Genomic DNA, 12,682 nt, shown 5'->3' on the forward strand with positions numbered 1-12,682 from the left:
GGTGGCTCAGGTCAAACGTATCCGTCGTAATGTCAGCGGCATCATCCTGCTCGACAAGCCGCTGGGGTTCACCTCCAACGCCGCGTTGCAGAAGGTTCGCTGGCTGCTCAACGCCGAGAAGGCCGGTCACACCGGCAGTCTCGACCCACTGGCTACTGGCGTGCTGCCGTTGTGCTTTGGCGAGGCGACCAAGTTCTCGCAGTACCTGCTCGATTCCGACAAGGGTTACGAAACCCTGGCGCAACTGGGCAAGACCACCACCACGGCGGACGCCGAAGGTGAGGTTTTGCAGGAGCGTCCGGTGACCGTTGGTCAGGCCGACGTTGAAGCGGTTCTGCCGAAATTTCGTGGGCAAATCAGTCAGATACCGCCGATGTACTCGGCTCTCAAGCGTGATGGCCAGCCCCTGTACAAGTTGGCCCGTGCAGGCGAAGTAGTGGAGCGCGAACCGCGTTCTGTTACTATTGCGCGCTTGGAATTGCTGGCCTTCGAAGGCGATACTGCGCGTCTTGCGGTGGATTGCAGCAAGGGCACCTATATTCGCACCTTGGTGGAGGATATCGGTGAGCAACTCGGTTGTGGTGCGTACGTCGCTGAACTGCGTCGTACCCAGGCCGGGCCTTTCACCCTGGCGCAGACCGTGACTCTCGAAGAGCTGGAAGCGGTACATGCCGAAGGCGGCAACGAAGCGGTCGATCGCTTCCTGATGCCATCGGACAGTGGCCTGCAGGATTGGCCGTTGTTGCAGTTCTCGGAAGCGAGCGCGTTCTACTGGCTCAACGGCCAGCCGGTACGTGCCCCGGATGCTCCGAAGTTCGGCATGGTGCGGGTACAGGATCACAACGGTCGCTTCATCGGTATCGGTGAAGTGAGCGAAGACGGGCGCATCGCGCCGCGTCGACTGATTCGGTCAGAATGACCGGAAACCGGTCTGTGTAACAGCAGGCCGGCGAGTGTGGCTGTCAACAGGCACGGTCACTACTCATTTATAGATACAGGGATTTGTCCCTGGCCTGTTGAAACTGTTTTTGAAACAGTTTCCTGATAAAAGGATTGCCTCATGGCTCTCGACGTTCAAGAAAAAGCTCAAATCGTTGCCGACTACCAGCAAGCTGTTGGTGACACTGGTTCGCCAGAAGTGCAAGTTGCACTGCTGACCGCCAACATCAACAAACTGCAAGGTCACTTCAAGGCCAACGGTAAAGACCACCACTCCCGTCGTGGTCTGATCCGCATGGTTAACCAGCGTCGCAAGCTGCTGGACTACCTGAAAGGCAAGGACGTGAGCCGTTACAGCGCTCTGATCGCTCGCCTGGGTCTGCGTCGCTAATCAGCGATTGCGCTATGAGGTTGGTTGTCTGTCAGACGTCAGCGGGTTTCCGCCGGCGTCCGGCAGGCTCCCAGCCTCAAGTTTTATCTGGATACACGTTTTACCCTGGACAGGCGTCGGGCCGATTCCCGGCATTGCCCAAGAATTTCGCAAGAAACCAGTTCCCCCAAGAGCCACAAAGAAGGTAGGACACCGTGAACCCGGTAATCAAAAAATTCCAGTTCGGTCAGTCGACCGTTACCCTCGAGACTGGCCGTATCGCCCGTCAGGCCTCCGGCGCAGTATTGGTCACCGTTGACGACGACGTCAGCGTATTGGTGACCGTAGTCGGTGCCAAGCAAGCCGATCCGGGCAAGGGCTTCTTCCCTCTGTCCGTTCACTACCAGGAAAAGACTTACGCTGCCGGTAAGATCCCTGGCGGTTTCTTCAAGCGTGAAGGCCGTCCTTCCGAGAAAGAAACCCTGACTTCCCGACTGATCGACCGTCCGATCCGTCCGCTGTTCCCGGAAGGTTTCATGAACGAAGTGCAGGTTGTCTGCACCGTCGTTTCCACCAGCAAAAAGACCGATCCGGACATCGCTGCGATGATCGGTACCTCGGCTGCCCTGGCGATCTCCGGCATTCCGTTCGATGGCCCGATCGGCGCCGCTCGCGTGGCTTTCCACGAAAGCACCGGCTACCTGCTGAACCCGACTTACGAGCAGCAAGCTGCTTCGAGCCTGGACATGGTTGTTGCCGGTACTTCGGACGCTGTGCTGATGGTTGAATCGGAAGCCAAAGAGCTGACCGAAGACCAGATGCTGGGCGCGGTACTGTTTGCTCACGACGAGTTCCAGGTCGTCATCAACGCCGTTAAAGAACTGGCTGCCGAAGCAGCCAAGCCAACCTGGACCTGGGCACCTGCTCCAGAAGCCACCGAGTTGCTGGCCGCTATCCGTTCCGAGTTCGGCGAAGCGATCTCCCAGGCTTACACCATCACCATCAAGGCCGACCGTTATGCGCGTCTGGGCGAGCTGCGTGACCAGGTTGTGGCCAAGCTGTCCGGTGAAGAAGGCCAGCCTTCGGCTGCCGACGTCAAAGCCGCTTTCGGTGAAATCGAATACCGCACCGTTCGCGAAAACATCGTTAACGGCAAGCCACGTATCGACGGTCGCGACACCCGCACCGTACGTCCGCTGAACATCGAAGTCGGCGTTCTGCCGAAGACTCACGGTTCGGCACTGTTCACCCGTGGCGAAACCCAGGCTCTGGTCGTCGCGACGCTGGGCACCGCCCGTGACGCACAGCTGCTGGACACCCTGGAAGGCGAGAAAAAAGATCCGTTCATGCTGCACTACAACTTCCCTCCGTTCTCGGTGGGCGAGTGTGGTCGCATGGGTGGCGCCGGTCGTCGCGAAATCGGTCACGGCCGTCTGGCCCGTCGTTCGGTTTCGGCCATGCTGCCTGCCGCTGACGTGTTCCCGTACACCATCCGTGTGGTATCGGAAATCACCGAATCCAACGGTTCGAGCTCGATGGCTTCCGTTTGCGGCGCTTCCCTGGCCCTGATGGACGCGGGTGTTCCGATGAAGGCACCGGTTGCCGGTATCGCCATGGGTCTGGTTAAAGAAGGCGAGAAGTTCGCCGTCCTGACCGACATCCTGGGCGACGAAGACCACTTGGGCGACATGGACTTCAAGGTAGCCGGTACCGCCAAAGGTGTGACCGCGCTGCAGATGGACATCAAGATCAAGGGCATCACCGAAGAGATCATGGAAATCGCTCTGGGCCAAGCCCTGGAAGCGCGCCTGAACATCCTCGGCCAGATGAACCAGATCATCGGCCAGTCGCGTACCGAACTGTCGGCCAACGCTCCGACCATGATCGCGATGAAGATCGACACCGACAAGATCCGTGACGTTATCGGTAAGGGCGGCGCGACCATCCGTGCGATCTGCGAAGAAACCAAGGCTTCGATCGATATCGAAGACGACGGCTCGATCAAGATCTTCGGCGAAACCAAGGAAGCGGCTGAAGCAGCACGTCAGCGCGTTCTGGGTATCACCGCTGAGGCCGAGATCGGCAAGATCTACGTCGGCAAGGTTGAGCGCATCGTCGACTTCGGCGCATTCGTCAACATCCTGCCGGGCAAGGACGGTCTGGTTCACATCTCGATGCTGAGCGACGCTCGCGTAGAGAAAGTGACCGATATCCTGAAAGAAGGCCAGGAAGTGGAAGTGCTGGTACTGGACGTGGACAACCGCGGTCGTATCAAGCTGTCCATCAAAGACGTGGCAGCTGCCAAGGCTTCGGGCGTTTAATCACCCCGCAGCTCTAGCGCAATGAAAGATGCCCCGCCGTGAAAACGGCGGGGCATTTTTTTTGTCCATGAAATATCGAGTCATTCGGCGAAGTTGCCGACCCGCAAGACCAGTGCTAGGTTTAGCCCACCGCCCGTGTAGCTCAGCCGGTAGAGCAGCGCACTCGTAACGCGAAGGTCGCAGGTTCGATTCCTGTCTCGGGCACCACCTCTCCCTAATCCTTTTAAACCGGCATTTATGTTCCACAGGTCAACTTTTTGTGGGAGAGATGTAAAGAGCCGTGTAATTCGTCATGCAAACGTCCTATATTCGGTGCCTGCATGAGCATCGCTTAGCAGTTTTCAGATGATCCCGAATGGTTCCGAAGGCCGGACAGTCCGCGTCAGAGAGATCCTTGATGATCCAGATCCATCCTCCATTCCCATGATCAGCGAGAACGCCATGACCGAATTAACTCAAGAGCAACGTCACGAAGAAGCGCTAAGAAAATACATCCTGGATGTTCCGGATCTGCAGGAAGAGATCAAGGACCTGAGTCCCGATGATCAGAAAGACCAGATCCAGTGGGCGTTCGAAGACGAAGCCGAAGCCCAGGGCCTGCAACCTTGGGAGTTGACCCTCAAGTACACCAGTACGCCTGAAGAGTTTGAGGCCAAGCGTCTGGAGCTGCACAAGGAAGCGGCTGAAGTGCTGGGTGTCGAGTGGGAAGAGTACTGCGAGATGAACAATCTGGTGGTCTGAAACAAAAACGCCAGCCTCGAAAGGGCTGGCGTTTTTTATTGCGTGATCGACTCAGATGCTCAGGCGCATCGACAGGTCCACAGCCTTCACATCCTTGGTCATCGCGCCGATCGAAATGTAGTCCACCCCGGTCTGTGCGATCGGCAGCAGCGTGCTTTCGTTGATGCCGCCACTGGCTTCCAGTTTTGCCTTGCCGGCGTTCAGGCGCACGGCTTCGCGCATGTCATCGAGGCTCAGTTCGTCGAGCATGATGATATCGGCACCGGCGGCCAGCGCTTCTTTCAGTTCCTCCAGACTTTCCACTTCGATTTCCACCGGCTTGCCCGGGGCAATCTTGTGCGCAGCGGCAATGGCTTGTGGGATGCCACCGCTGGCGGCGATGTGGTTTTCCTTGATCAGGAACGCGTCGTACAGGCCGATGCGATGGTTATGGCAACCGCCGCAGGTGACCGCGTATTTCTGCGCCAGACGCAGGCCCGGCAGGGTCTTGCGGGTGTCGAGCAGTTTTACCGAGGTCTCGGCGACGAAGTCCGCCAGGTATTGCGCGCGGGTCGCCACGCCCGACAGCAATTGCAGGAAGTTCAGGGCGCTGCGCTCGCCGGTCAGCAGCGAACGGGCCGGGCCTTCCAGATGAAACAGCGGCTGATTCGGCGAAACCCGTTCGCCATCGCGCACCTGCCAGTGCACCGCCACCCGCGGATCGAGCTGGCGGAACACCGCATCGACCCAGGCTGTGCCACTGATGACGGCGGCGTCGCGGGTGATGATGGTGGCTTTGGCCAGGCGTTCGGCCGGGATCAGTTGCGCGGTGATGTCGCCGCTGCCGATGTCTTCGAGCAACGCACGGCGCACGTTGGCTTCGATTTCGGCGGTCAAATCGGCGAGACGTAGATTCGGCATAACGGGCTCCACAAACTAAGTGGCCCGATTATAGGGGCATGGCGTCGGCCAACCCAAGGCGAGAACAGCCAGGCAGCGCTGCATCCGGTCGATTTTCTTTGAGCAAACCCGTTTCTGTCGTGGTCACTGCAAGGTGTTGGCGCATAGGGGAAACCCTGACGGCTCTGGCGCCGGGGACAACTTTTGCAAGATAATCCGCCTTGCATTTGACGCCATGACTTTGACGTCGGCGAATCACCGTTTCAGGAGGCTTGGATGCACAACGACGGGAATGTAGTGCCTCTGCACAAGGCCACTACCGATCAGGCGACTCACTCGCCGCTCGCCCGCCTGCCTGTGATTCTGCTTCAGGTTCGCGACAAGGCTGCCCAGCGCCTGCGCAACGGTTTGCAGGAGTTGTTCGATAACGCCGACGACACCCTGTTCGAAATGGCCGATCGGGCACGCAATGACGTCGAACAGAACATTTTTTTCGAAGCCATGCGCGACCTGCGCCTCAAGCGCAAGAACATCGAGCGCGGTTTTCTCGAGCAGTTCTTCGAGGCCTTTGTCGGCCTCACTCAATTCGATCCCGTCCCCACCGTCCTCTCTCATGCTTTGCAGCACGAGGACACGACAGTGCGCACCGATGACATGGAGCGCAACGTCGCGGTCGAGACCATGGTCGGCCGCGTACTGAATCGCGACGGTTTCGCCCTCGATCAACTGACCACGCGATTCAATGCGCTGTTGGGCAAGACCCTGGACGATCATTACAACCCGCTGGGCCCGGCGATGCTTTGCGAATACTTCCTGCAGGCCGGGCGCAACTTGGGGGTGGAGATCAAGGTCAAACTGATCCTGCTCAAACTGTTCGAGCGGTATGTGCTGGCCGATACCGATCAACTCTACGCCGAAGCCAATCAACTGCTGATCGCCACGGGCGTATTGCCCGAGCTCAAGCCGGCACCGGCCCGTCGCGCCATCGATCAGGCCGTGGCCAGCGTGCAGGGCGAATTCGAGGGCGTCGACAAAACCCAGACCGATGCGGGCGTGCAGGAGGTCTTCGCCGCGTTGCAGGAGTTGCTGCTGCACGTGCGCGGCACCGTTGCGCCGACCCTGGAGCCCAGCGCTCCCGCCCAGCCGATTTCCACCCGCGACCTGCTGCGCCTGCTCTCGCACCTGCAGCAATACGTACCGGCGCTGGCAGTGCAGGACGATTTCGATCTGCGCCATCAACTTGAACAGTTGCTGACCCGGGTCAGCGTGCGCAGCGGCAAATCACGAATCGTCGGCGGGGCGGACGAGGACGTGATCAATCTGGTGGCGATGGTCTTCGACTGCATCCTCGATGATCGCAACCTGCCGGATTCGCTCAAGGCGCTGATTGCCCGGTTGCAGATCCCGATGTTGAAGGTCGCGGTGATCGACAAAAGCTTCTTCAGCCGCAGCAGCCACCCGGCGCGGCGGCTGCTCAATGAAATTGCCGAGGCGGCGATGGGCTGGGGCGAGTGCGACGGTAATGCGCGCGACAGCCTGTACCTGCGCATCGAACAGGTGGTGCAGCGCCTGCTGGCGGATTTCGTCGATGACCCGGCGATTTTTTCCGAGTTGCTGGCGGATTTCCTCGCCTTCACCAGTGACGAACGCCGTCGCAGCGAATTGCTTGAACAGCGTTTGCGCGATGCCGAAGAGGGCCGGGCGAAAACTGAACTGGCTCGTCAGCGGGTCGAGCAGGCGTTGAATCAGGCGTTGCTGGGCAAAGTCCTGCCACCGTCGGTAGTGACGTTCGTGCAGGAGGCCTGGAGCAAGGTGTTGCTGCTGACTTGCCTCAAGCACGGCGATCAGTCCGCCGAATGGCATGCCGACGTGCAGACCATGGAGCAATTGATCTGGAGTGTGCAGCGCCACGACGACGCCGAAGCCGGTCTGCGTCTGTTGGCGCTGGTGCCGGGATTGCTCAAGTCATTGAGGGACGGCCTGAGCACTTCAGCTTTTGACCCGTTTGCCACCAGCGGCTTTTTCAGTGAGTTGGAAGCGCTGCATGTGCGCCTGCTCGAGCCGTCCAGCGCACCGGATCAGTCCGTGCTGCCGGAAATGATCGAGGTGTCGCAGACGATTGTCTTGCAGATGGCCGACGACGGTCTCAAGCCACGCACGCCAGCGCGTTTGCCAGCCGACGATGCGGGTCTGCGCCAGGTTGATCAGCTGCGTCTGGGCAGTTGGGTGGCGTTCGAGGAAGACGAAGAACACACCCTGCGCTGCAAACTGGCGGCGATCATCGAGGCGACCGGCAAGTACGTGTTCGTCGACCGTACCGGGATGAAAGTGCTGGAGCGCGAGCGCACCGAACTGGCCCTGGCGTTTCGTCGCGGCGCGGTGCGGACGCTGGACGACACCTTGCTGTTCGATCGGGCGCTGGAGTCGGTGCTCGGCAATCTGCGGCGGCTCAATCGCGGCAAGTGATCGCGCGCCGGGGGCCGATCACGGCATACTGGTCGCCAACACAGTCGGCGTTGAAGGAATCGGTATGCAGTTGGATCCCGCAAGCGGGTGGTGTCACGGGGTGCAGGTCTGCCCTTCGCCCAACTTCAATGAACGCCCGGCGGGCGAAGTCTCCCTGTTGGTCATCCACAACATCAGCTTGCCACCGGCGCAGTTCGCCACCGGCAAGGTCCAGGAATTTTTCCAGAATCGTCTGGATGTCACGGAACATCCCTACTTTGCCGGGATCGCCGACCTGCGCGTGTCTGCGCATTTTCTGATCGAACGTGACGGCAAGGTCACCCAGTTTGTCTCCTGTCTTGAGCGTGCCTGGCATGCCGGTGTTTCGGTGTTCGAAGGACGGGAAACCTGTAACGATTTTTCCGTGGGCATCGAGCTGGAAGGCACCGATGATCTGCCGTTCACCGATGCGCAGTACCAGGCGTTGACCGTGCTGACCCGGCAGATACAGGTGGCGTTCCCGGCGATCACCGTCGAGCGCATCTGCGGGCACAGCGACATCGCCCCCGGACGCAAGACCGACCCCGGACCCGCATTCGACTGGGCACGCTACCGCGCCGCCCTGGCACAAGAGGAAGGACAATGAGTTTTCTGGTGTTACTGCTGGCGGTCTGGATCGAGAAGTTCTCGGCTCTGCGCCAACGGGTGCAACGCGATGGCGGATGGATCCGCGAACTGCACAAGCTTGAAACCGGTGGGCTGGCGAAACAGCCGTGGCTGGTGCTGATTGTTCTGGTGCTGCTGCCGGTGGCATTGCTGGGCTTGTTGCTGCTGGTGCTGGAGCCGGTGGCCTATGGTCTGCTGGCATTGCCGGTGCATTTACTGGTGGTGATTTACAGCCTGGGGCGGGGTGACCTGCTCGGCGAACTCGGGCCGTTTCGCGACGCTTGGCGCCGTGAGGACCTGCAGGCCGCCGCCCATGTGGCCAAGCGTGATCTGAACATCTGCGCCGAAAGCGGCGAACAATTGCTGGAGCAAGTGCAGCGGCATCTGTTGTGGCAGGCCTACCAGAGCTTTTTTGCGGTGATTTTCTGGTACTTCCTGCTCGGTCCGGTGGCGGCACTGAGTTACCGCTTGCTGGCGCTGGCGGAGGAAAACGCCCAGAACCCGGCGGTGGCCGAACGGGCAGGGCAACTGCGTCACGCCTTCGACTGGGTGCCGGTGCGCCTGCTGGCGGCGAGCCTTGCACTGGTGGGCAATTTCGTCGCGGTCAGCCGAGTAATGCTGCACGAGCTGCTGAACTGGAACATCAGCGCTGCGCAACTGATCAACAGGGTCGGACTGGCGGCCGGGGAAATCCCGCCGGCCGCTGTCGGCCCCGAAGGCATCAACACCCTCGACTGCCTGTGGGAGTTGCTGCTGCGGGCGGCGGTGCTGTGGTATGCCGGATTTGCCCTGTGGACAGTGCTGGCGTAGGCCGTTCGAGTAATGAGGGGGGCAATCCCCCTCGTTAACCTTAAGTTACAAAACCTCCCTTCGATTTGAGCTATACAGAGATAGCGCCCGATAGTGGCTATCTGCTGTCGCCCCGCGCCTGCCAATAAAAACAAGAAAAAACCAAGGGAGACTTCCAGTGAAGAGCTTGCTCTATCCCGCCGTCTCGCTGATGAACCGCTTGAGCTTCGGCATGAAGTTCAGCCTGATCAGCGTGCTGTTCCTGGTGCCGATGCTGGTGACCAATTTCTATCTGGTGCGCGATTCCTATCGCGAATTCCAGGGCACCCGGGTGGAGCTGCAGAGCCTCGACCTGCTGGGCAGCAGCCTGACCCTGCGCCGGGATCTGGAAACCCTCAACAGTCTGGTGCAGATCAACGTCACCCTCGGTCAGTCCGGCAAGGCCGGCAATGTCGAGGTGCAGATCACCGGCCTTGAGCAAAACGTCCTGGCCCGCCTGCAAGGGCTGACGCCGATGACCGAGGATCCTGAGCAGATCAAATTCTTCGAGACCAAGCGCGATGAAATGATCGCTGCGTTCAAGAACCAACAAGCGGAAAACTCCCTGCAAAGCAAAAGTGCGCTGATCGGCAAACTGCTGGGCAATGCGCAGGTTTTCAGCCAGATCGTGGCCAGTCAGGCCGGATTGAGTCGCGACAACCAGAGCGACATTCGCCAGCTCACCGAGCTGATCACCGCGAATACGCCGGCCGTCACCCAGGCCTTGGGCGAAGGTCGGGCGATGGGTTCGTATTCATTGGGCCAGGGCTTTCTCAACAGTTCGTCGAGCACCCGTTTCGACGAGCTGCTGGTGCAGATTGAAAAACTTCAGGCCGAATATGGCCTGAAATTGCAGGACGCGCTGGGCTCCAGCAAAGCCGCCCGTGACTCCCTGAGCGCACTGGCGGATGCCAGCAAGGCGTCGTTGAAACAGGCCGGCACACTGATCGAAGAACAAGTGGTGATGGCCGAAACGCTCGACGCTCCATGGCAGGGGTTTTATGACCAGGTCACCGGGCTGATGGACCAGACCTATCAGCTCGACGACGCCACTCTGAAATTCCTCGACACCCAATTGCAGCAGCGCCTGGGGCAAAACCGCACGCACATGGTGCTGCAAGCCGTGGCGTTGTCGGTAGTGTTCGTGCTGATTTTCTATCTCTACGGCGGGTTCTACGCCTCGACTCGCGCCACCCTGAAAAACCTCGGCGCCATGATGGATAAAGTCGCGGCAGGCGACATGACAGTGAATTTCCGCGCCAACAGCCGCGATGAACTCGGCGAGTTGGGCGAAGTGTTCAACGGTACGGTGAGGAAAATCCACGACCTGATCGAACGGGTCGGCCACACCGTTGGCGAGGTCGAGCGACAGGCGGGGCAGGTGGAAAACGTCTCGGCGCGAAGCAATCAGGCGGTCGCCGGGCAGCGCACGCAGATCGAGCAAGTGGCCACCGCGATGAACCAGATGTCGGCGACATCGCTGGAGGTGGCACGCAGTGCAGCGGCAGCGGTCAGCAGCGCCCACAGCGTTAATGACGAAACCATCAGCGGTCGCGGGCTGGTGGAATCGCAGCAGGGCAGCATTGCTGCACTGGCGAGCGAAATCGATCAGTCAGTGCTGGTGATCAACCAGTTGGCCAGCGACAGCCAGGCGATCAGCCGTGTTCTGGAAGTGATCAAGAGCATCGCCGAGCAGACCAACCTGCTGGCGCTCAACGCCGCGATCGAGGCCGCGCGGGCCGGTGAGCAGGGCCGCGGTTTTGCCGTGGTCGCTGACGAAGTCCGCACGCTGGCCAAACGCACCCAGCAATCGACCGAAGAAATCGAGCAGATGATCGCCAGACTCCACGGCGGCGTCGGTGCGGCAGTAAAGGCCATGGGTGTCAGCCATCAGATGGCCAGCGGCACGGTGGGGCAGTCGGAGAAAGTCCAGCAGGCGCTGGAAAACATCCTCGGCGCTGTCGGCATGATCGTCGACCAGAACCAGCAGATCGCCGCCGCCGTCGAGCAGCAGACCGCCGTCGCCCACGATATCGACCAGAACATCGTCGAGATCAACCGTGCCGGCGAGCGCACCGCAGAAGGCGCGCACCAGACCGAAGATGCCAGCCGTGCGTTGTCGGCGCAGGTGGTCGAGTTGAAACAGCTGATCAGCGCGTTCCGGGTTTGAATTGACCTGCCTCCTGTGAGGCAGGTTTTTTCGGAATGGCTTGTAGTACTTTTTTGCTTAGATCTGTAAGCAAAATCCTGTTTTCCTCCAGGCGCTGGTTTTTCGTCTTCAATGAACCAAGCTCAGTTCTTTGACCACTCGGAGGAGATCGCACATGTCCGCCGCAACCCTGGGCGTCCAGGGCCTCTGCGCCCACTGCCAGACCACGCTGGTGCTCAAACCTTGGCAACTGAATGCCATTTCGATCCACGAAGCGTTCACCTGTGCCCATTGCCAGAAAAGCCTGGAATTGCGTTGCCCCAAGCAGATCAAACGTTTCCGTTCGCTCGATTCACTCGGCCTGCTGCGCGCCAGTGCGCTGGTGACGGTGTGCACCGCGCTGCTGGTGGCCCTGGTGATGGAATGGGTGGGTCTGCTCAGCGTCACCGAGCAGATGAACGGATCGCTGATCGCGATTTTCGTGTACTTCGCGGTGATTCGTTATGCCCGGCAGCGCCAGCATCTGACGCTGATTCTCGACGCGGCCAAGGCCCACGCCGACTGACTACCAGCCGAACACCTCGCAACTGTTGGCGGTACTGGCGGCAGCGAGTTGTTGCGCACTGATGTTCATCAAAGTGGCCAGTGAGTCGCAGATCGCCGGCAGATGCGCTGGCGTATTGCGAATGCCGGGGTACATGGCGGGCGCCATGTCCGGTGAGTCGGTTTCCAGCACCACCGAATCCAGTGGCAAGTCGGCCAGCACCCGGTGCATGCGCAACGCCTGCGGCCAGGTCGGTGCCCCCCCGAGGCCAAGTTTGAAACCGAGCTTGATATATTCCCGCGCTTCTTCACGGCTGCCGGCGAAGGCGTGGATGATGCCAGCGCGTTTGAGCTTGAAGCGCTTGAGCGTGGCAATCACCGCCGCATGACTGCGCCGCACATGGATCAATGCCGGCAGTTCAAAATCTGCCGCCAATTGTAGTTGTGCCTCGAAAAGCGCTTGCTGGCGTTCGCGGTCGAGGGTTTCGATGAAGTAATCCAGGCCGATTTCGCCGACCGCGCACAGCTGCCGATGACCCTTTAGCCGTGTCAGCCAATCGCCCAGAGCAAGCAGGTCTTCAGGCCGATGCTGATCGAGATAGACCGGGTGCAATCCGAACGCTGCGTACAGATCGGCATCGCTTTGCACCAGATCCCACACCCGTTGCCAGTTACCCTCATAGACCCCGAGCACCACCATCCGCCGCACCCCGAGGGCGCGGCTTTCGCTCAGCAGTGCCGCGCGGTCGGCGTCGAAGTCGGGGAAGTCCAGATGGGTGTGGCTGTCGATCAGCTCCACGG

11 protein-coding genes and 1 tRNA gene are annotated in these 12,682 nt (G+C 60.1%); 10 read left to right on the top strand and 2 right to left on the bottom strand.

What is annotated here, in order from left to right; translation table 11 throughout:
- The first annotated feature begins 1 nt into the window (after position 1).
- The 5 genes from truB (at position 2) to QRN46_RS17590 (ending at position 4,371) form a co-directional block, all read left to right on the top strand.
- On the top strand, positions 2-919 hold the full coding sequence (gene truB / locus QRN46_RS17570) for a tRNA pseudouridine(55) synthase TruB (protein WP_221615029.1): 918 nt from the start codon (positions 2-4) through the stop codon (positions 917-919).
- Between the two features lie 141 nt (positions 920-1,060).
- Positions 1,061-1,330, top strand: coding sequence for a 30S ribosomal protein S15 (gene rpsO, locus QRN46_RS17575; RefSeq protein WP_011332409.1), 270 nt, complete (start codon positions 1,061-1,063; stop codon positions 1,328-1,330).
- Positions 1,331-1,524: 194 nt separating this feature from the next.
- Positions 1,525-3,630: a polyribonucleotide nucleotidyltransferase gene (gene pnp / locus QRN46_RS17580; RefSeq protein ID WP_011332410.1), complete on the top strand. Its 2,106-nt coding sequence runs from the start codon at positions 1,525-1,527 to the stop codon at positions 3,628-3,630.
- Between the two features lie 131 nt (positions 3,631-3,761).
- Positions 3,762-3,837, top strand: a tRNA-Thr gene (locus tag QRN46_RS17585).
- A gap of 234 nt (positions 3,838-4,071) precedes the next feature.
- Positions 4,072-4,371 (top strand): DUF6388 family protein, encoded by a 300-nt coding sequence (locus tag QRN46_RS17590; RefSeq protein ID WP_041475501.1) that lies wholly within the window; start codon positions 4,072-4,074, stop codon positions 4,369-4,371.
- 51 nt (positions 4,372-4,422) lie between these two features.
- On the opposite strand, the gene nadC is transcribed toward QRN46_RS17590, so the two are convergent.
- Positions 4,423-5,271 carry a carboxylating nicotinate-nucleotide diphosphorylase gene (gene nadC / locus QRN46_RS17595; RefSeq protein ID WP_011332412.1) on the bottom strand — a complete coding sequence of 283 codons (849 nt, stop codon included), beginning with the start codon at positions 5,269-5,271 and terminating at the stop codon, positions 4,423-4,425.
- Positions 5,272-5,526: 255 nt separating this feature from the next.
- On the opposite strand from nadC, the gene QRN46_RS17600 reads away from it, so the two are divergent.
- The 5 genes from QRN46_RS17600 (at position 5,527) to QRN46_RS17620 (ending at position 11,903) form a co-directional block, all read left to right on the top strand.
- On the top strand, positions 5,527-7,716 hold the full coding sequence (locus tag QRN46_RS17600) for a DUF1631 domain-containing protein (RefSeq protein WP_011332413.1): 2,190 nt from the start codon (positions 5,527-5,529) through the stop codon (positions 7,714-7,716).
- A 64-nt stretch (positions 7,717-7,780) separates the two neighbouring features.
- Positions 7,781-8,341 carry a 1,6-anhydro-N-acetylmuramyl-L-alanine amidase AmpD gene (ampD, locus tag QRN46_RS17605; RefSeq protein WP_285356240.1) on the top strand — a complete coding sequence of 187 codons (561 nt, stop codon included), beginning with the start codon at positions 7,781-7,783 and terminating at the stop codon, positions 8,339-8,341.
- On the top strand, positions 8,338-9,171 hold the full coding sequence (gene ampE / locus QRN46_RS17610) for a regulatory signaling modulator protein AmpE (RefSeq protein WP_039769185.1): 834 nt from the start codon (positions 8,338-8,340) through the stop codon (positions 9,169-9,171). The genes ampD and ampE overlap by 4 nt, the downstream gene beginning before the upstream one ends.
- Before the next feature lie 157 nt (positions 9,172-9,328).
- Positions 9,329-11,359, top strand: a complete 2,031-nt coding sequence (locus tag QRN46_RS17615) for a methyl-accepting chemotaxis protein (protein ID WP_285356243.1) — start codon at positions 9,329-9,331, stop codon at positions 11,357-11,359.
- 154 nt (positions 11,360-11,513) lie between these two features.
- Complete coding sequence (locus tag QRN46_RS17620; protein ID WP_201818992.1) at positions 11,514-11,903, top strand: hypothetical protein; 390 nt, start codon at positions 11,514-11,516, stop codon at positions 11,901-11,903.
- On the opposite strand, the gene QRN46_RS17625 is transcribed toward QRN46_RS17620, so the two are convergent.
- Positions 11,904-12,680, bottom strand: a complete 777-nt coding sequence (locus QRN46_RS17625; protein ID WP_201818994.1) for a TatD family hydrolase — start codon at positions 12,678-12,680, stop codon at positions 11,904-11,906.
- Positions 12,681-12,682 lie beyond the last annotated feature (2 nt).

It is taken from the genome of Pseudomonas sp. lyk4-R2A-10, from assembly GCF_030209075.1.
Classification (GTDB): Bacteria; Pseudomonadota; Gammaproteobacteria; order Pseudomonadales; family Pseudomonadaceae; genus Aquipseudomonas; species Aquipseudomonas glycinae.